Genomic DNA, 17,838 nt, shown 5'->3' with positions numbered 1-17,838 from the left:
TAACGTGTCTTATGCACACATCAAGCGAGGGTGGCCCCGCGCTGTTCCGCCTGGTCCGGCACTGGGCCCGCCAGTGGGCGCCGGATGTCGTCCAGCGGTTCGACGCCGGCGCGCCACCGTCGTGGACCGTGCCGAACCTGTTCGTGATCCAGGCGATCGACGGCGTGGCCGGCAACGAGGTGACCGTCGCCGACGTGGCGCGTCAGCTGGGCATCGACCGGTCGGTGGCCAGCCGGATGGTCGGCGAAGCGGCGCGAGAGGGCTTCGTGGTGCGCTCGACGTCGACCCGCGACGCCCGCCGCGCGGTGCTGACCCTCACCGACGCGGCGAAGGTGTTCCTCGACGCTTCGCAGGCCCACCAGCGCCAGGCGTTCGAAGCGCTGGTGGGCCACTGGGCGAAGGAGGACCGCGAGCGGTTCGCCGGCTACCTGAACCGGCTCGCGGACGAGGTCCTCGGTTAGTTCTCCGCCAGGATCGCGTTCAGCGCTTCCCAGGCGTGCCAGGCGCGGGTGACGCCGAACTGGGCGTTGAACCGCAGCGCCGCGCGGACGTCCTCCGGCGACGCGCCACCCCGCAGCGCGCGTCCGACGTGCGCGCGGAACGTGTCGGCCAGGGTCTGGTAGTGGACGTCGACGCTGAGGCTGACCAGCCCGCGTTCCCGCTCGCTGAGCGTCCCCGGCCCGTGCCCGGTCCGCATCCGCGACTGCAGGTCGAAGTAGCCGGTGAAGTGCGGGTCCAGCTCGGCCAAGCGGGCCCGCACCTGGTCCGGCAGCGGGCTGGGCGCCGCGTCCGGCCCGGTCGACACCAGCTCCGGGGCCAGGGGTTCGGCTTCCGGCCGCGGCAGGCCGAGCTCGGCCTCGAGCTCGGCGATCCGCTCGATGCCCGCCGCCGCGGCGTGGTAGCCGCAGTCGTACGAGACGAACCGCAGCAGCTCGCGGACGTCCGCGGTGGACACCCCGGCCGCCAGCCCGGTCCGCACGTGCGCGGCGAAGGCCAGGCCCAGGCTCCCCTGGCAGACATCGGCCGCCACGCACAAGAACGTCTTTTCGCGGTCGGTCAGCTCCGGGATCGCCCGGACGTACTTCGCGGTGGCGCCGACCATCTGGGCGAACACCGGGTCGAGCGCGGCCAGCCGATCGAGGTTCGTCGGCGTTTCGGTGGTGGTCAAGACTGTGCTCCCTCAGTTGGACAACATGCGTAGCGCTACAGCTGTAGTGCAAATGACGCTACACCTGTAGCGCAATGGGTGTCCAGCTACACTGGGCGACGATGGAAGAGACCAGACGCCGGCCGAACGCCCGCGGCCGAGGCGAGTTGCTGCGCGAAGAGATCGTCACGGCCGCCGTCCGGATGCTCGACGAGCTCGCCGACGACGAGGCGTTGTCGCTGCGCGCCGTCGCGCGCGAGGTGTCGATTGCGGCGACGTCGGTCTACCTGCACTTCCCGGACCGCGACGCTCTCGTCCTGGCCGCCATGCAGCGCTGCCACGAAGAACTCGTCGGCGTCGGCGACGAGGCGGCCGCGGCGGCCCCGGGCCCGGCGGCCGCGCTGCGCGACCGGATCCTGGCGCAGGCCGCGTGGGCCCAGGAGCATCCCGGACTGTACAAGGTGCTGCACGAGAGCAAGGTCCACCGGCGGCACGGCATGCCGTTCAAGGAGGTCATGGTCGCCCGCACGACCGAGGCGGTCCAGCGGTGCATGGATGCGGGCGCCGCCCCGGCCGGCGACGCCACGACCGTCGCCATCGATCTGCGGACCGCCGTCAACGGCATGCTGGCCCAGCGGATCAACGAGCCCGACCTGCCCTGGCCGCCCGCGGTCGAGCAGCTCGACCGCTTCCTCGTCAAGCTGGTCGGCTTGCAGTTTTAGGTATGTGCGCGTCGCGCAGCACCGGAGCTGACGGTGGGTCAGCCCGCCAACCGGCGCAGGGCCCTGGCCGACGGCGAACCGGGGTCCGCCGTGATGAACACGACCTGCTGGTCGTCGTCCGGCACGGCGAGGACGTCGCAGTTCACCCGGATCGGCCCGAGCTCGGGGTGGTCGATCGTCTTCCGCCGGTGGCCCGGCGCGTGCACCGGGTGGGTGTCCCAGACCTCCGCGAACTCCCCGCTGCCCACGCGCAGCTCGGCCAGCAGCCCGGCCAGCCGTTCGTCACGCGGGTAGCGCGCCGAGGCCGCGCGCAGGCGGGCGACGGCGATGCGGGCGAACTCCTCCGCTCCCGATCCCGAGGGCCCGCCGCCGAGGAATCGCCGCCGGGCCAGGTTGGGGCGGGTGGCGAGGTCGCCCAGCAACGCCGCGGCCAGCGGGTTCCACGCCACGACGTCGTAGGTGGCGTCGGTGACGATCGCGCCCGCCGCCGGCATCCGGTGCAGCAGCTCGACCACGTGCGGCCGGACCCGGCGCACCGGACCGGGCAGCACCTCCGCCAGCCGGAACAGGTGGGTCCGCTCGGCCGCGCCCAGCCGCAGCGCGCCGGTGAGGGCGTCCAGGATCCGCGGTGACGGGCGCGGGCCGCGCCCCTGCTCGAGCCGCGTGTAGTAGTCGACGGACATGGCGGCCAGCCCGGCGACCTCCTCCCGGCGCAGGCCCGGCGTCCGGCGGCGCGGCCCGCCCGGCAGGCCGGCGTCGGCCGGGCGCAGGTGCTCGCGCCGATCGCGCAGGAACCGGGCCAGTTCGTCCCTCGCCACGTCGGACCTCCGCTGCCTGGTATCGATTGTCCCTGGTTCGCCGGGTGCGCCGGCGGCATCGTCGATGCCATGAACAGTTTCACGGCTTTGGTCACCGGCGCCAACAAGGGCATCGGCAAGGAAATCGCCCGTCAGCTCGTGGCGGCGGGCGGCACCGTCCACGTAGGAGCGCGCGACGCCGGACGAGGCAAGCGGGCGGCCGAGGAGATCGGCGGGCGGCCGGTCGTCCTCGACGTCACCGACGCCGCCGGGATCGCCGCGGCGGCGCGGGAGATCGGCGAGCTGGACGTCCTGGTCAACAACGCGGGCGTCCTGCTGGGCGGCGCGACCCCGAGCGAGTCCGATGTGGACACTTTTCGCCGGACCTACGAGACGAACCTGTTCGGCGTCCTGGCGGTGACCAACGCCTTCCTGCCCGCGCTGCGCCGCTCGTCGCGGCCCCGGATCGTGAACATCTCCAGCGGCACGGGTTCCCTGGCCTGGAGCACCGGCCCGCAGTTCCCGCCCACGGGCACGTCGGCGGCGTACCGCTCGTCGAAAACGGCGTTGAACGCCCTGACGGTGTTCTACGCCCATGAGCTCGCCGAAGCGGGCTTCAAGGTGAACGCGCTGGCCCCGGGCCTGCGGGCGACCGATCTCAACGACCGGGCGAAAGCCGAAGGCGGCGACCCGGCCGAAGCGGCGGCGGCCGCGGTCCGGCTGGCGCTGCTGCCGGACGACGGGCCGACGGGTGGTTTCCACTCCTGGGACGGCACCCCGGCGCCCTGGTGAGGCCGGCTACTCCCCCGTGCTGCCGTCGATCGACTCGCGCAGGAAGTCGGCGTGGCCGTTGTGCCGGGAGTACTCCTCGACCATGTGGACCAGGATCCAGCGCAGGCTCGGCGCGCTGCCGTCACCCCGGGCACGCCGGGCCCGCCGGCTCAGGTCGCCGTCCGCCAGCGCCTCCTGCACCGCCGCCCGCGAGCGCTCGACGGTGTCCTCCCAGAGCCCGCGCAGCTGCCCGGGGGAGTCGTGGGCGGCGGAATCCCAGTCCCAGTCGGGCGTCGCGGTCCAGTCGACCGCGTCGAACGGGGCCGTCCGCTCGCGGCCGGCCAGCACGTGGGAGAACCAGTGGTCCTCCACGTAGGCCAGGTGCTTGAGCAGCCCGCCCAGCGTCAGCGGGGACGGCGGGAGCGTCGCGCGCATGGCGGCCGCGTCGAGTCCGGCGCACTTCCAGGCCAGCGTCGCGCGGTGGAAGTCGAGGAAGCCGAGGAGCGTGGCGGCTTCGTCACCGTCGAGGGGCGGTTCGAGCCGGCCCTGTTCGTCCACAGAGGTCACAGGAACCGACTCTACTCACGCCGTGAGCGGGCGGACGTCCCAGATCCACACCCCGCCGACGAACTCCGCCGGCTTCCGCAGCAGCAGTTCCACAGTGGACTTCAGCGCTTCCTGGTTCTGGCGCGGCCCGACCACGAGCACGTCGGCGTTCCAGTACCGCAGGTCCGCGAGCGCTTGGGTGCGGTCCCCCTCGGTGACCTCCGCCGCCTGGCCGGTGCGTTCCACCTGCGCGAACAGGTCCGACGTCGGCCGCGGGACGGCGCCGTACCGGCCGCGGCGGTCGTCCGGGGACGTGGGGCCGACGAAGTAGCCCTCGGGCATCGGGTAGCCGAGACCCGCGTCGACCTGCCAGTGCAGCGGCTCGGCTTCCCCGGTGCTCGGCAGCGGCACCGGCACCAGCGAGCCGCCGGGAGCGATGTACTGGCGCCAGATCCCGTCGGCGAAGAACGGCGGCGAAAGGGGACGCTGGTGGGTCACCAGCTCCGTCGGCGCGATCGGCAGCAGCACGGCCACGACCGCGCCGATCCAGATCATCCTCAGCGGGAACGCGGGCGTGCCGTCGGGCGGGGCCGGCTGCCGGGCCGCCGCCGTCCAGACGCGGTGCGTCGCGATCGCCAGTAACGCGCCCGCCACCGGGATGCAGCCCATCGCGAGCCGGGATTCGAGCAGCGAGTCGAGCAGCGGCAGCTGGCCCAGCCACTTCCACGGGCCGGCGACACCGGTGTCCTCGTGCGCCACCGTGATCTCGATGCCCAGCGAGAGCAGGGCCATCACGTACATCGTGATCGCGAGCGCCCGCGAAACGACGTCGCGCCACAGCCAGATCGTCAGCACCACCATGAGCACGATCAGCGGCCAGCCGAAGAACGCGTTCTCCTCGGTGCGGTTCATCGACACGTCCGCGGCGGCCTCGGGCGCACCGGCGATCGACTGCGTCGCGAAGCGCGTGAAGGCCGCCGTGTCGTTGCCCGCCGAGCCGTGCAGCAGCGAATGGAAGCTTTGCGGGCCGAAGAACTGCCAGTACAACGGGAATCCGGCGATCAGGAGGGCGACGACCGCCCCGATCCCGATGCCCTTGCCCAGCGGCGCCAGCATGCCGCGGATCTCCGCGCGGTGCGGGATGAGGTACGCGACCGCGAACACGATGAAGGCGAGCGCGAAGATGGCCAGCGGTTCTTCGCCCAGCAGGATCTGCCACGCAACGAGCAGCCCGAGCACGATGCCGTTGCGCACCGGGCGTTCGCCGTGCGCGATCTGGATGGTCTTGAGCGCGATGAACGGCAGCACGAACAGCACGACGAAGTTCGGGTGCGCGTTGCCGTGCGAGATCATCGGCGGCGCGAAGCCGCAGAACGCACCGCCGATCGCGGCCGCGGTCCGGTTCGGCACCAGGTGACGGGAGAAGACCCAGTACCAGCCGATCGCGGTGCCGGCGAGGCCCGCGGTGAGCACGATGGCCCAGGTCAGCGTCGCACCGAAGGTCAGCGTGAGGGGCGCGAGCGGGATGTTGAGGCCGAACATCGCCGCGTTCGCCGCCATGTTGACGCCGTGCGGGTAGTTCTGCAGGTCCGTGGTGAACGGGTTCTGGAAGTGCAGGACGGCCTTCGCGACGACCGTCGAGTACCACTCCCACTGGCTCTGGTCGGCCCCGCCGTTCCAGAGGTAGCCGCGCTTGAGGTCGAACCACAGGCCGTTGTAGAGCAGGATCGTGAACAGCAGGAACCCACCGGCGATCGCGGAGTCCTGCCACGCCCAGCGCTTCGGCCCTTCGGGCGGTTCGGGAGCGGGCGGCACCAGCTCGGGAACGGCTTCGGACTTCAAGCTCACGGTTCGACCACCCTGGCGACGAAGTAGAGCGCCCCGGTCCCGGCGTGCCGGACCAGCAGCAGGAACGGCCGGTCCACCGTGACGGCGACCGGGTCGTCGATCATCATCGAGGTCAGGCGCATGATCAGCGCCGTGGCCGCGGCCCCCTCGAAGCCTTGTTCGTCGACGCGCAGCACGGCCTGGTGCAGCACCTCGGACACGGTCAGCCGCGGATCCGGCGTGAGCCCGCTCAGATCGGCGTCGTCGGTGAACATCGTGCGCACGCCGAGGCCGCGCAGCACTCCGGCCAGCTTGCTGGAGACGTCGAGCGAAACCTTGGGGAGCGCGAGTTCCACCGGCTTGAAGCGGATTTCGCCGAGCAGGCCCGTCAGCGTTGCCGCGTCGAGCCGGGCTTCCGCTTCGGCGAGCTCGCCGTCGGGCAGCAGCACGACGGCCTGCAGGCCACCGGCCGCGGCCAGCTGCACGGCCTGCCAGCCGCCGGCGTGCGCGTAACCGACGTTCTCGCTGAGCCACATGGTCGGCACGTCCCGGGTGCCGGACGGCGCGTGGAACGGCGCGTCGGAGGTGTTGGCCTCGCGGAAGGGCAGTCTCCAGGCGGCCTTCAGGTAGAGGGCGTTGACCAGCACGGCCGCGACGTCGGAGTCGATCGAGCCGGGCGGCAGCAGCTGCGGGATGAGCCCGCGGGTGGTGCGCCCGACGTCGTCGTTGATCAGCGCGCGAGCGGCTTCGGGTTCGTGCTCGAACGGCGCGCTCGCGACGGCGGCCCCCGGCCACCCGGCGAGTTCGGCCTTGAAGGAGTCCTCGAGCGGGAGCCGGTCGTCCGCCCACAGCGTGTTGGCGACGGCCAGTTCGGGCTGTTCCTTGCCCTGGCCCTCGTCGACGAGCTGGGCGGCGTCCCGCAGCAGCGTGGTCTGCTCACCGGGGTCACCGAGCAGGGCGACCAGCTCGTCCCGGGTCGTCCCCCGGGCGGCGCGGGCGGCCAGGGTCAGCGCACTGGCCACCGAATACGGCGAAAAGCAGGTGTTCCCGCCCCCGGCACCGAGGGCCGAGTGGACGGCGAGAGCGAACCGGAGGTGGCTGTCCGTGGCCATGCGGGCGAGACTACCGGACCGGCAACCCCCTTCGGGGGGCCACGCGCAACTCCATCCACGGGTGACAAATCCCCCGGACCCGCCCCGCAGCCCGTGCGCAAAGAGGCATCACCCGTGATCAGGCGGGCATCACCCGTGATTGGAGGGGCATCAGCCGTGATGCCCCTCCAATCACGCGTGATGCCCCTCCAGTCACGCGAAAAGCCGCTCTGATCACGCGTGATGCCCGTCAGCGGTGGTGGCGGGTGACGTGCCAGGAGTACCAGGCGTGGGCCTGGGCGTCGGTGAGGGAGGCGACCTGGTCGACGACCACGCGGAGCAGGCCCGCGTCGTCGGCGGCCGCGTTCCAGGCCGGGACGAAGAGCGGGTCGAGCGATTCCGGGGCTCGCCGCGCGAGCGCGTGGACCAGCTCGGCCAGCAGCTCGCGCTGACCCTCCTGCATCGCCAGCCGCCGGCGGTCGCTCATCACGTACCGCAGGGCCAGCGCCTTCAGCAGCGCCACCTCGGCCGCCACCTGCTCCGGGACGCACAGGCGCGCCCGGTAGCGGTTCAGCGGTCCTTCGCCGGACTTCTCGCGCGTGCCGGTGACCGCCGCGGTCGTGAAGCGGCCGACCAGCTCGCTCGTCAGCCGTTTGAGCGCGACCTGGGCGCCCGGCGAACCGTCCGGCTCGGCCGACGCCAGCGCCGCCACCACCGGCAGCGCCAGCAGTTCCGCCGCCGCATCCTCCAAAGTGGACACCGACTGGCCGGAGAAGTGCTTGGCGGCGGCCTCGGCGACGGCCGCGCGCTCGTCCGGGTGGGCGAGCACGCGCAGCTTGATCCGGCCGGCCAGCACGCCGTCCTCGACGTCGTGCACCGAGTACGCGACGTCGTCGGCCCAGTCCATGATCTGCGCTTCCAGGCACCGCTGCTCCGCCGGCGCCCCCGCACGGAACCACTCGAACACCGGGACGTCGTCGCCGTACACGCCGTACTTCACCTGGCCCGGCTTGCGCGGCCACGGGTACTTCGTGGTCGCGTCCAGGCAGGCGCGGGTCAGGTTGAGCCCCACCGGGTCACCCTCGGCGGAGAGCAACTTGGGTTCCAGCCGGGTGAGGATGCGCAGCGTCTGCGCGTTGCCCTCGAAACCGCCGCACGCGGCGGCCACCTCGTCGAGCGCGCGCTCGCCGTTGTGCCCGAACGGCGGGTGCCCGATGTCGTGCGCCAGCCCCGCGGTGTCCACCAGGTCCGGGTCCGCGCCCAGCTCGTCGGCGATGCCCCGGCCGATCTGGGCGACCTCCAGCGAGTGCGTCAGCCGGGTGCGCGGGACGCCGGTGACCTCGGCGCCCTCACCCGGCCCGACCACCTGGGTCTTGCCGGCCAGCCGCCGCAGCGCGGCGGAGTGCAGCACCCGGGCGCGGTCGCGGGAGAACGCGCTGCGCCCGTCCGCCCGCGCGCCGGGCAGCGCCGCCCCCTTCGCCGGCTCCGGCAGCAGGCGGGCGGTGTCGTGCTCGGTGTAACCGTCGTTCACCCGGCCAGCTTAAGCGGGTGCACCGACAAGTTCTCAACCCAGGAAAGTGGCGAACAGGTCGTCGGCCGGGGTCTTGGTCAGCCGGTAGTACAGCAGCGCGCCGGTCTCGCGGACGATGTACCGCACCTGGGTGACGCGTTCCTGGACGATCGGCCCGCTGTGCGTCGGCGCGGTCCAGGCGTCCAGCCCGAGGTCGGCGGCCATCGTCCGGGCGCGGAAGGAGTGCCACGGGTCGCTGACGAGCACCGCCGTGCGCCAGCCGCGGGCCTCGACCTGCTGGGCGACCGCGCGCAGGCTCCGCAGCGTGTCGCTGCCTTCGCCGACGGCGAGCGTCGCCGACGCCGGCACGCCGCGCCGGGTCAGCCACAGCTGGCCGGCCCGGGCCTCGGTGAAGTTGTCCTCGGCCTTCTTCCCGCCCGCGGTGACGATCATCTTCGCGACCCCGGCCTCGTACAGCTGCTTGGCCTTCTCCAGCCGGGCGGCGTAGATGTCCGACGGCTTCCCGTTGTACTGGGCCGCGCCCAGCACCACGATGACGTCGGCGGGCGTCCGGTCGTTCTGGCGGGCGACCTGCCACACCCGGAACGCCGTGCCGCCGACGAGGGCCAGCAGCATGAGGACCGTGCCGAAGACGATCCGGCGCACCCAGCTCGCGCGCGACGGTTTGGTGCGTTCAGCGGTACCCACCCGCCCCATCTTGTCAGAGGGCCGCGGGCCGCTCAGAGCCAGCCGCGCTCCTCGGCGACGCGCACCGCTTCGGCCCGCGTCCGGGCGCCGGTCTTGCCGATCGCGGCCGACAGGTGGTTGCGGACGGTGCCTTCCGAAAGGTGCAACGCGCGCGCCACGTCGGCCACCGTGCTGCCGTCGCTGGCCGCCCGCAGCACGTCGCGCTCCCGCCCGGTGAGCGGGCTGGCGCCGGTGGCGAGCGACTCCGCGGCCAGCGCCGGGTCGACCACGCGGAGTCCATTGTGGACCCGCCGGACGGCCTCGACGAGCTGCTCGGGCGGAGCGTCCTTCACGACGAACCCGGCCGCGCCCGCCGCCATCGCGCGGGCGAGGTAACCGGGGCGGCCGAACGTCGTGCAGATGATCACCCGGCACGACGGCAGTGCGGCCCGCAGGTCCGCCGCGGCCGCCAGGCCGTCCTTGCCCGGCATCTGGACGTCGAGCAGGGCGACGTCCGGCTTGGCCGCGCGCGCGGCGGCCACCACCTCGTCGCCGGAGCCGACCTGCCCGACCACTTCGATGTCGTTCTCGAGGCCCAGCACGGTGGCCAGTGCCCCGCGGACCATGGCCTGGTCGTCGGCCAGCAGCACCCGGATCAAGCGAGTCCTCCCGCGGGTTCGGCGCGCACGGCCGGGGTGGCCGGGCTCGGTTCGCGCAGCGGGATCTCCGCCCGCACGAGCAATCCTCCCCCGGGCCGGGCCGACGTCCGCAGCGTGCCCCCGACCGCGGCCAGCCGCTCGGAGAGCCCGCGCAGGCCGTTGCCCGCGACGACGTCGGTGGCGCGGCCGTCGTCCTCGATCTCCAGCCAGGTGGCTCCGAGCTTCACCTCGACCCGGCCGGCCCCGGAGTGCCGCAGCACGTTCGTCACGGCTTCGCGCAGCACGTAACCGAAGGTGGTCTGGAACTCCGGGCGGACGTTGTCGACGGCGTGCGGCAGGTCGGCGTCGATCTCCGCGGCCCGCAGCGCGGCGCGAGCGCCGACGAGCTCGGCCGACAGCGACACCTCGCGGTTCGCCGACACGGTCGCGCGGACGTCGGACAGGGCACTGCGGGTGAGGCTTTCGACCTCACGGATCTCCTCGACCGCGCGCGGGATGTCGCCGGCGCTCTCCAGCACCCGCCGGGCCAGCCCCGCCTTGACGGTGATCGTCGTGAGGCTGTGGCCGAGCAGGTCGTGCAGGTCGCGGGCCAGGCGCTCCCGTTCGTTCGCCACGGCCAGCGTGGCGATCTCCTCGTTGGCGTGTTCCAGCCGCCGGACCGCGCGGACGAGGTTGGCCATGAAGAACATCGCCAGCGTGATCGAGGCGACGGTGATCAGGTCGCCGTAGTCGGCCAGGAACCGGCCTCGCGCCAGCAGGCTCACCACGCCGACGGTCAGCGTGGACAGGTCGATGATCACCGACCAGGCGGCGGGCACCAGGAACACGACCACCGCCGTGCCGTAGAGCAGGACGAACCCGCTGCCGGCGGCCACCGCCAGCGAGGCCGACCCCAGGACGTTCATCACGATGCAGAAGGCCAGCTTCACGCGGCGTTCCCGGTGGAAGAAGTACGGGAACACCGCGTAGCACGCGGAGTAGGCGTAGACGACAACGGCGGTGAACACGAGCCCGGGGGTGACCGCGGCCTCGGCCAGCAGCGAGCGCGTGACCGGGACGAGGAACGGCAGCAGGAAGACCACCGCCATGACCGGCCAGCGCCGGCCGCCCGGCCCGTGCTTGCGGGCGTCGGGCAGCGGGTCCACCCACCACGATTCCTTGCTGTCCAGCCCGAAGCTGCGTTTCCCGGACTCCGCCATCGCCGTTCCCCTCCGGCCCTCAGACGCGGGCGCTGTCTTTACGGTAACGCCTGATCACCAGCGCCCCGAGCACGACCGTCCAGGCCCCGAGGACCCCCGCGGCCTGCGGCAGCGAGACCACCAGGTCGCTGGTCACCGCGGGCCGCGCCACCTGCAGCACCCAGTACGTCGGCATGAGCTGGGCGACGTCGTGCATCCAGCCCGGCATCGACTCGATCGGGATCCACAGCCCGCCCAGGAACCCCATGCCGAGCGTGACGAGCATGTTGATCGGCTGCATCGAGTCCGGCGTGCCGAACTGGCCGAGCAGCAGGCCCAGCAGCACCAGCGGGATCGTGCCGAGCCAGATGCCGGCGAAGATGCGCACCCAGCCGCTCGCGTCGACGTGCACCCCTTCGGCCAGCACGCCGAGCAGTGGCACCAGGAGCAGCGCGGGCAGCCCCACGAGCATCCCGGAGATCCCCTTGCCCGCCAGGTAACCGGGGCCGGTCAGCGGGGTCAGGCGCAGCTGCCGCTGCCAGCCGACGGCGCGTTCGAGAGCGAGCCGGGCCCCGCTGTTGGTCGCCGCGGCGAAAACGCCGAACGTCATCATGTTGATCATGATCACGGCCGCGATCTGCGCGTGGTCCGGATCGCTCGTCTTCGTGAAGACGTTGGCCTGCAACAGGAACATCAGCACCGGGAAGGCGACGACGAAGATCAGGAACCGCGGCGCCCGGAAGTTCCGGCGGATCTCGGTGAGCAGGTAGGCCGGGTTCATCGCACGGGCTCCGCGGTTTCGTCGGCAGTCAGGGACAGGAAGGCGCCTTCAAGGCCGACGGCGCTGATTTCGACGTCGTGCACGGCCGGCACCGCGGCTTTGAGCGCCCAGAGCGTGGCGTCGGAGTCGGCGCTGGAGATCGCGACGCGGTCGCCGCGCAGTTCGAACTCCTTGACGCCGGGCAGCGCGGCGATGACCGCCTCAGTGACCCCCGGGACGGCGGCGCGCAGGGTGCGTCCGCCGGCGAGAGCGCGGACCTCGGCGACGCTCCCGTCGGCGACGACCCGGCCGCGGCGCATCAGCACCACCCGGTCGGCGAACTCCTCGGCCTCTTCGAGGTAGTGCGTGGCGAACAGGACGGTGCGGCCGGACTCGGTGAAGGAGTACATCGACTGCCAGAACTCGCGCCGGGTCCCGACGTCCATCGCCGCGGTCGGCTCGTCGAGGACGAGCAGATCGGGATCGCTGACCAGCGCGACGGCGAAGCGCACGCGCTGCTTCTGCCCACCGGAGAGCTTGTTGGCGCGCCGGCCGGCCAGCTCCTCGACCCCGGCGGCGCGCAAGGCGTCGGCCACCGGCATCGGCCGGCGGTGCAGGCCTGCGACCATGCCGACGGTCTCGCCGACGGTCAGGTCGTCCATCAGGGCGCCGCCCTGCAGCATCGCGCCGATCAGGCCGGCGCGGACGGCGTCGATCGGCGTGCGCCCGAACACGCGCACGTCGCCGTCGCCGGGGCTGGTCAGCCCGAGGATCATGTCGACGGTCGTGGACTTGCCGGCGCCGTTGGGGCCGAGCAGGGCGACGACCTCGCCCGGCGCGATGGTCAGGTCGACGCCGTCGACCGCGTGGACGTCGCCGTAGTGCTTCCGCAGGCCGGTGAGGTGGATCGCGGCCCCCGCCGCCACCGCCTGGCTGTCTGTTTCTCGCATGCCCCCAGGCTGCCGCCCGGAAGGCCCGGGACCCCAGATCGAGCGTCACGACCTGACCGTGACAGGTGTCAGGGGTACCCGGGCCCCGGGTGGGTCAGCAGCCGATGAGGCGGGCCGCCAGGTAGGACTCGAGCTGGTCGATCGCGATGCGCTCCTGCGACATCGTGTCGCGCTCGCGGACCGTCACCGCCTGGTCCTCGAGCGAGTCGAAGTCGACCGTGACGCAGTACGGCGTGCCGATCTCGTCCTGGCGGCGGTAGCGGCGGCCGATCGCCTGGGCGTCGTCGAAGTCGACGTTCCAGTGCTTGCGGAGCGTCGCGGCGACGTCCTTCGCCTTCGGGGTCAGGTCGGCGTTGCGCGACAGCGGCAGCACCGCGACCTTGAACGGCGACAGCCGCGGGTCGAGCTTGAGCACCACGCGGGTGTCGGTGCCGCCCTTGGCGTTGGGCACCTGTTCCTCGTGGTAGGCGTCGACCATGAACGCCATCATCGACCGGCCGACACCGGCGGCCGGCTCGATGACGAACGGCCGGTACCGCTGGCCCGACGCCTGGTCGAAGAACGACAGGTCCTGACCCGAGTGGTTCGAGTGCGTGGTCAGGTCGAAGTCGGTGCGGTTGGCGATGCCCTCGAGCTCACCCCACTCCTGGCCCGCGTTGAACGCGAACCGGTACTCGATGTCGACGGTCCGCTTCGCGTAGTGCGAGAGCTTTTCCTTCGGGTGCTCGTAGTGGCGCAGGTTGTCGGCCTTGATGCCGAGGTCGGTGTACCACTTCGTGCGCTCGTCGATCCAGTACTGGTGCCAGGTCTCGTCCTCGCCCGGCTCGACGAAGAACTCCATCTCCATCTGCTCGAACTCGCGCGTCCGGAAGATGAAGTTGCCCGGCGTGATCTCGTTGCGGAAGGACTTGCCGATCTGGCCGATGCCGAACGGCGGCTTCTTCCGCGACGTCGTCTGGACGTTGGAGAAGTTCACGAAGATGCCCTGCGCGGTCTCCGGACGGAGGTAGTGCAGGCCCTCTTCGGACTCCACCGGGCCGAGGTAGGTCTTCAGCATCATGTTGAAGTCCCGCGGCGCGGTGTACTTGCCGCGCGTGCCGCAGTTCGGGCACGGCACCTCGGACAGGTCGTCCTCGCCGGTCTCCTTGCCGGTGCGCGCCGCGAATTCCTCGGCGAGCTGGTCGGCGCGGAACCGCTTGTGGCACGACAGGCACTCGACCAGCGGGTCGGTGAACACGTTGACGTGCCCGGACGCGACCCAGACTTCACGGGGCAGGATCACCGAAGAGTCGAGGCCGACGACGTCGTCGCGGCCCTGCACGACGGTCTTCCACCACTGGCGCTTGATGTTGTCCTTGAGCTCGACCCCGAGCGGTCCGTAATCCCACGCCGAGCGGGTACCGCCGTAGATTTCTCCGCTGGCGAAGACAAAACCACGGCGTTTGCACAGGCTGACTACGGTTTCAATGGTGTTCGTGGGCACTCCACGCTCCGGAAAGCTTGCGGGGACGGTCATCGGACTGGAACGTCCAGGGTATCCGCCGGGGCCCACCGCTTTTCGCGCAGGTGAGCCTACGGCCGCGACACCAGCGAAGCCGTCACGACGCGGTTGTCCTCATACCCCTCGCTGCCGCCGACGTACTCACCGCCGCAGGTGATCAGCAGCAGCTGGTGCGGGCCGTCGGGGTTGAACAGCTGCTCGGACCGGCCGGCGAGCTCCGTCTTGTGGATCGTCTCCGTGACGTCGATCCGGTAGACCCACGCGCCGCCCGCGGTGTCGGTCAGCTTGACCTCCTGCCCCGGCTTGACCTGCCAAAGCTCGGTGAACGGGCCCTTCTTGCCCTTCCAGTTCACGTGCCCGGACAGCAGGGCGACGCCCTGGGCCGCGCCCAGCTTCGAGCCCCACCAGGCGGCCTCGTCGAGCCCCTCCGGGATCTTCAGCGCGCCCGCGGCGTCCAGGTCCTCCTGGATCAGCTTCGCGGTGCCGCCCCCGGGCAGGGACAGCTGCGCCGGGTCCCGGCCGGTGTCCTGCGGGGCGCCCTGCGGCGCCGGCTGGTTCGCGGCCGCGACGGGCGTGCCGGCGCTGTTCGCGACCGCGGTTTCATCCTTTGCGGTGAAGACGAGCAGGGTCGCGACCAGTGCCGCGACCACGAACGCCCCGGCGACGCCGACGATCCACCAGCGGCCGGAGCCCTTTTTCGGCTCCGCCGGGTTCCGCTCCTGCATGTGCTTGTGCTCCTTCGCTGCCGTGACCAGTGCACGGACAGGCATGCCGCGAAGGGCGCGGAAGGTTGCAGCGAACTCGATCAGCCGGTTGGGCGCGTCACCAGCCGGGCCGTGACCAGGCGGTTCTCGTCGTAGCCCTCGGTGCCGCCGACGTAGTCGCCCCCGCAGGTGACCAGCACCAGCCGGTGCGGCCCGTCCTGCCCGAACCACCGGGCGGCCTGGGACGGCAACGTCTCCTTCGGCAGCGTGACGACGTCGTCGACGCGGTAGACCCACCGCCCGCCGCGCGCGTCGACGACGCTGACCTCGTCGCCGTCGCGCATGCGCCACAGTTCGTCGAACGGCCCGCGCCGCCCCTCCCAGTTCACGTGCCCGGACAGCAGCGCCGCGCCCTGGGCCGCGCCCAGCTTGGCGCCCCACCAGGCGGCGTCGCCGAGGCCACGCGGGATCGGCAGCACGCCGGTGCCGGTGAGTTCCGTGCGGACCAGGCGGACGGTGGCGCCGCCGGGCAGCCGGACCGTGCCGGGCCGCTGCTGCGCGGCGGATTCGCTGTCCGCGGGGAGCACCGCCGGGGCCGCGTCCTCCCCCGGCAGCGCGCCGGGCGGGGGTGCCGCCGCGACCGGCGTGGCGGCCGGCGGGAGCCACGTCAGCAGGACGATCCCGGCCGCGAAGGCGGCCACGGCCAGCGCCGCCGAGACGGCGGCCAGCGCGGTGCGCAGCACCTAGTCCGTCCCGGTCTTGCGCCGCCTGCCCAGCAGCAGGGCGACCGCGGCGAAGAAGACCCCGCCGAAGAGCAGGCCGATGCCGAGCGGGACGCGTGAGCCGTCACGGCCCGTGGCGGGCGCGGCCGCGCCCAGGTAGCCGGCTGGGACCTGCGTCGGCACGGCGGCCTGCGTGGCGGTCGTGCCGCCGGCGGGAGCGCCGGCCTTCGCGACGAACCCCTTCGGCACCGAGCAGCTGACCCCGCCGAGGACGATGGTCGTCCGCACGTCCTGCAGCGCGGCACCTTGCGCGTCCTTGACGTGGGTGGTGATCTCGGCCCGCCAGCCGGCGACGGCGGTGTAGTCGCCTCCTCGCCAGCCGTCCTGGCGGATCAGCTGGTCGAAGGCGGCCACGCGGGTCAGCTTGAGGTCGGAGACCGTGGTCGCCCGGTCGGCGTTCGTGATGTCCCCGGGCGGGCCGAGCCGCAGGTTCTGCAGCTGGAGGCCGGCGTTGCCACCGGGCACCGGGACGATCGCGAGCGCGCCACCGGCCTGGCGCACCCACAGCCGGGCCATCGACGAGGTGGCGGAGAGCTTCGAGGGGCCGGTGCAGTCCACCGACGTCCTGGCGCCTTCCAGCACGAGCACGGTGTTGTCGGACGGCTTGGCGCCGCCCTGCCAGTTGTCCCGCAGCGCGTAGTTCGTCTCCGCGACGGCGGTGGGCACGGTGGTGGCCTGCAAGGCGGCGAAGACGTTGTGGTCCCGGCTCGCGATGCCCGGCGGGTACGGGTTCTGTGACGCGCTGTAGCGGCCCAGGTCGATCTGGTAGTGCCCGCCGAAGGTGGCGCGTTCACCGTCGTCCTTGGGGACCGAGACGCGGTCCGCGCCCAGCTTCGACTGGCCGGGCAGCAGCGGCGATCGTTGCGTTTCGGTGATCAAGGCCCCGCCACGCTGGCCCTCGTCGCCGATCCGCACCGACGCGATGTTCGCGAACGAAACCGGGCCCGTCTTCTCGTCGACCGCCTGCGTCTGCGCTCCCGCGACACCGGCTCCGACCAGCGGGAACACCACGACCGTCAGCGCGGCCGCTGTCGTCACGAAACGCCTCATGTCTCCCCACTGCTCTGCTCGGGCGGCTCGCCGGCGCACGGAAAGCGGCGAAACGCTCCGCGACAACCTTGCACCGTCGGCCACGCCATGCGAAGCCGCAGAGCCAATATCCCACGAACTCACCCGAACGGGGTAATACGACCGGCCGTACCCCGCAGCTCGGCGCCGAGCCGGGGTCCCGGACGGGGGAACACTAGGATGGGCGGAGCCGTTATCGGCAATGACTACGGGATTCATGGTCGCAGGCGGTGTGACGAGCAGCGTGGAGGCGGGAATGGCGACGGTGACCGGGAGTGGCGCCCAGCCGGGGCTCGCGGAGTGCACGCCGGCGCCCGCGACGGCGCCGGCCCACCCCGCCCCGCAGGTGCTGACCGACGCGGGCGACCTGCTGCGCGCGCTGGCGGCGCCGGTCCGGATCGCGATCGTGCTGCAGCTGCGCGCGGCCGACCGGTGCGTGCACGAGCTGGTGGACGCCCTCGACGTCGCGCAGCCGCTGATCAGCCAGCACCTGCGGGTGCTGAAGACGGCCGGGGTGGTGCAGGGCGAGCGCCGCGGCCGCGAGGTCGTCTACCGGCTCGCCGACGACCACCTGGCGCACATCGTCGTCGACGCCGTCGCCCACGTGCAGGAAGGAAAGTGATGAACCCCGCCGCGTCGCGCAGCCAGGCCCCGGTGCCCGGGCGCCGGTCCACCCGGCAGCGAGCCGCGGTCGTCGAGCTGCTGAGCACCGTCGACGACTTCCGCTCCGCCCAGGAACTGCACGACGAGCTGCGCAAACGCGGCGACGGCATCGGCCTGACGACGGTGTACCGCACGCTGCAGTCCCTGTCGGAGGCCGGCGAGATCGACGTGCTGCGCACCGATTCCGGCGAGGCGATCTACCGGCGGTGCTCGGCGCACCACCACCATCACCTGGTGTGCCGCCTGTGCGGCCGCACGGTCGAGGTCGAGGGCCCGGCGGTCGAGCGCTGGGCCGAGAAGATCGCGGCCGAGCACGGCTTTTCGGAGATCTCCCACACGGTCGAGATCACCGGCACCTGCGCCGAGCACTGACCCTCCGCCGTCACCCGGCCTCCGCGACGTCATGAAAGAGTCGCCCGCCGTGTGTCGCGAATGACTCATTCGCGACCTTGGAGGTCCCGAATGAGTCATTCGC

Annotated in this window: 20 protein-coding genes; 5 read left to right on the top strand and 15 right to left on the bottom strand. The window is 72.2% G+C overall.

The features are described 5' to 3' along the window. Positions 1-11 precede the first annotated feature (11 nt). Positions 12-461, top strand: coding sequence for a MarR family winged helix-turn-helix transcriptional regulator (locus Q5425_RS31300; protein ID WP_308675927.1), 450 nt, complete (start codon positions 12-14; stop codon positions 459-461). On the opposite strand, the gene Q5425_RS31295 is transcribed toward Q5425_RS31300, so the two are convergent. Next, entirely contained in the window at positions 458-1,168 is a 711-nt protein-coding gene (locus Q5425_RS31295; RefSeq protein ID WP_308675926.1) for a carboxymuconolactone decarboxylase family protein, read from the bottom strand. The two genes, Q5425_RS31300 and Q5425_RS31295, sit on opposite strands and share 4 nt — an antisense overlap. 101 nt (positions 1,169-1,269) lie before the next feature. On the opposite strand from Q5425_RS31295, the gene Q5425_RS31290 reads away from it, so the two are divergent. Next, on the top strand, positions 1,270-1,869 hold the full coding sequence (locus tag Q5425_RS31290; RefSeq protein WP_308675925.1) for a TetR/AcrR family transcriptional regulator: 600 nt from the start codon (positions 1,270-1,272) through the stop codon (positions 1,867-1,869). 38 nt (positions 1,870-1,907) lie between these two features. On the opposite strand, the gene Q5425_RS31285 is transcribed toward Q5425_RS31290, so the two are convergent. Further along, complete coding sequence (locus Q5425_RS31285) at positions 1,908-2,687, bottom strand: helix-turn-helix transcriptional regulator (RefSeq protein WP_308675924.1); 780 nt, start codon at positions 2,685-2,687, stop codon at positions 1,908-1,910. A gap of 69 nt (positions 2,688-2,756) precedes the next feature. Here Q5425_RS31285 and Q5425_RS31280 point away from each other — a divergent pair, with 69 nt between their 5' ends. Then, positions 2,757-3,458: an SDR family NAD(P)-dependent oxidoreductase gene (locus Q5425_RS31280; RefSeq protein ID WP_308675923.1), complete on the top strand. Its 702-nt coding sequence runs from the start codon at positions 2,757-2,759 to the stop codon at positions 3,456-3,458. A gap of 6 nt (positions 3,459-3,464) precedes the next feature. Here Q5425_RS31280 and Q5425_RS31275 read toward each other — a convergent pair whose 3' ends face one another. From Q5425_RS31275 to Q5425_RS31215, 13 genes are all read right to left on the bottom strand, one after another. After that, positions 3,465-4,004, bottom strand: coding sequence for a DinB family protein (locus Q5425_RS31275; RefSeq protein ID WP_308675922.1), 540 nt, complete (start codon positions 4,002-4,004; stop codon positions 3,465-3,467). A gap of 15 nt (positions 4,005-4,019) precedes the next feature. After that, a complete protein-coding gene (locus Q5425_RS31270; protein WP_396135273.1) occupies positions 4,020-5,831 on the bottom strand; it encodes a glycosyl transferase in 1,812 nt (603 codons plus the stop codon). Continuing rightward, positions 5,828-6,922: a serpin family protein gene (locus Q5425_RS31265; RefSeq protein ID WP_308675921.1), complete on the bottom strand. Its 1,095-nt coding sequence runs from the start codon at positions 6,920-6,922 to the stop codon at positions 5,828-5,830. Before Q5425_RS31265 ends, Q5425_RS31270 begins: the two co-directional genes overlap by 4 nt. A gap of 229 nt (positions 6,923-7,151) precedes the next feature. Continuing rightward, positions 7,152-8,432 (bottom strand): deoxyguanosinetriphosphate triphosphohydrolase, encoded by a 1,281-nt coding sequence (locus Q5425_RS31260; RefSeq protein WP_308675920.1) that lies wholly within the window; start codon positions 8,430-8,432, stop codon positions 7,152-7,154. 33 nt (positions 8,433-8,465) lie between these two features. Then, the gene (locus tag Q5425_RS31255) at positions 8,466-9,119 is read right to left on the bottom strand and encodes a YdcF family protein (protein WP_308675919.1); all 654 of its coding nucleotides are present in this window, start codon (positions 9,117-9,119) and stop codon (positions 8,466-8,468) included. A 32-nt stretch (positions 9,120-9,151) separates the two neighbouring features. After that, on the bottom strand, positions 9,152-9,757 hold the full coding sequence (locus Q5425_RS31250; protein ID WP_308675918.1) for a response regulator transcription factor: 606 nt from the start codon (positions 9,755-9,757) through the stop codon (positions 9,152-9,154). Next, positions 9,754-10,956, bottom strand: a complete 1,203-nt coding sequence (locus tag Q5425_RS31245) for a sensor histidine kinase (RefSeq protein ID WP_308675917.1) — start codon at positions 10,954-10,956, stop codon at positions 9,754-9,756. Before Q5425_RS31245 ends, Q5425_RS31250 begins: the two co-directional genes overlap by 4 nt. Positions 10,957-10,975: 19 nt before the next feature. After that, complete coding sequence (locus Q5425_RS31240; RefSeq protein ID WP_308675916.1) at positions 10,976-11,716, bottom strand: ABC transporter permease; 741 nt, start codon at positions 11,714-11,716, stop codon at positions 10,976-10,978. Beyond that, the gene (locus Q5425_RS31235) at positions 11,713-12,645 is read right to left on the bottom strand and encodes an ABC transporter ATP-binding protein (RefSeq protein WP_308675915.1); all 933 of its coding nucleotides are present in this window, start codon (positions 12,643-12,645) and stop codon (positions 11,713-11,715) included. Before Q5425_RS31235 ends, Q5425_RS31240 begins: the two co-directional genes overlap by 4 nt. Positions 12,646-12,739: 94 nt before the next feature. Then, complete coding sequence (locus Q5425_RS31230) at positions 12,740-14,128, bottom strand: glycine--tRNA ligase (protein WP_308675914.1); 1,389 nt, start codon at positions 14,126-14,128, stop codon at positions 12,740-12,742. A gap of 89 nt (positions 14,129-14,217) precedes the next feature. After that, entirely contained in the window at positions 14,218-14,871 is a 654-nt protein-coding gene (locus Q5425_RS31225) for a class F sortase (RefSeq protein WP_308675962.1), read from the bottom strand. A gap of 80 nt (positions 14,872-14,951) precedes the next feature. Beyond that, positions 14,952-15,593 (bottom strand): class F sortase, encoded by a 642-nt coding sequence (locus Q5425_RS31220; protein WP_308675913.1) that lies wholly within the window; start codon positions 15,591-15,593, stop codon positions 14,952-14,954. Next, positions 15,594-16,682, bottom strand: coding sequence for a hypothetical protein (locus tag Q5425_RS31215; RefSeq protein ID WP_308675912.1), 1,089 nt, complete (start codon positions 16,680-16,682; stop codon positions 15,594-15,596). A 274-nt stretch (positions 16,683-16,956) separates the two neighbouring features. Here Q5425_RS31215 and Q5425_RS31210 point away from each other — a divergent pair, with 274 nt between their 5' ends. After that, positions 16,957-17,322, top strand: a complete 366-nt coding sequence (locus tag Q5425_RS31210) for a metalloregulator ArsR/SmtB family transcription factor (protein ID WP_308675911.1) — start codon at positions 16,957-16,959, stop codon at positions 17,320-17,322. Then, positions 17,322-17,735, top strand: coding sequence for a Fur family transcriptional regulator (locus Q5425_RS31205; protein ID WP_160703288.1), 414 nt, complete (start codon positions 17,322-17,324; stop codon positions 17,733-17,735). The genes Q5425_RS31210 and Q5425_RS31205 overlap by 1 nt, the downstream gene beginning before the upstream one ends. Positions 17,736-17,838: the final 103 nt, after the last annotated feature.

The sequence above is a fragment of the Amycolatopsis sp. A133 genome (genome assembly GCF_031082405.1).
In the GTDB taxonomy this organism is placed as follows: domain Bacteria; phylum Actinomycetota; class Actinomycetes; order Mycobacteriales; family Pseudonocardiaceae; genus Amycolatopsis.
Note: the sequence above shows the minus strand (reverse complement) of the source record. Positions and strands in the feature narration are given on the sequence as shown.

Excerpts from the sequence above, each read along its gene's own strand:
- Q5425_RS31300 (WP_308675927.1), top strand. The coding sequence starts at position 12 with ATGCACACATCAAGCGAGGGTGGCCCCGCGCTGTTCCGCCTGGTCCGG.
- Q5425_RS31290 (WP_308675925.1), top strand. The coding sequence starts at position 1,270 with ATGGAAGAGACCAGACGCCGGCCGAACGCCCGCGGCCGAGGCGAGTTG.
- Q5425_RS31280 (WP_308675923.1), top strand. The coding sequence starts at position 2,757 with ATGAACAGTTTCACGGCTTTGGTCACCGGCGCCAACAAGGGCATCGGC.
- Q5425_RS31265 (WP_308675921.1), bottom strand. The coding sequence starts at position 6,922 with ATGGCCACGGACAGCCACCTCCGGTTCGCTCTCGCCGTCCACTCGGCC.
- Q5425_RS31245 (WP_308675917.1), bottom strand. The coding sequence starts at position 10,956 with ATGGCGGAGTCCGGGAAACGCAGCTTCGGGCTGGACAGCAAGGAATCG.
- Q5425_RS31240 (WP_308675916.1), bottom strand. The coding sequence starts at position 11,716 with ATGAACCCGGCCTACCTGCTCACCGAGATCCGCCGGAACTTCCGGGCG.
- Q5425_RS31235 (WP_308675915.1), bottom strand. The coding sequence starts at position 12,645 with ATGCGAGAAACAGACAGCCAGGCGGTGGCGGCGGGGGCCGCGATCCAC.
- Q5425_RS31225 (WP_308675962.1), bottom strand. The coding sequence starts at position 14,871 with ATGCAGGAGCGGAACCCGGCGGAGCCGAAAAAGGGCTCCGGCCGCTGG.
- Q5425_RS31215 (WP_308675912.1), bottom strand. The coding sequence starts at position 16,682 with ATGAGGCGTTTCGTGACGACAGCGGCCGCGCTGACGGTCGTGGTGTTC.
- Q5425_RS31210 (WP_308675911.1), top strand. The coding sequence starts at position 16,957 with ATGGCGACGGTGACCGGGAGTGGCGCCCAGCCGGGGCTCGCGGAGTGC.
- Q5425_RS31205 (WP_160703288.1), top strand. The coding sequence starts at position 17,322 with ATGAACCCCGCCGCGTCGCGCAGCCAGGCCCCGGTGCCCGGGCGCCGG.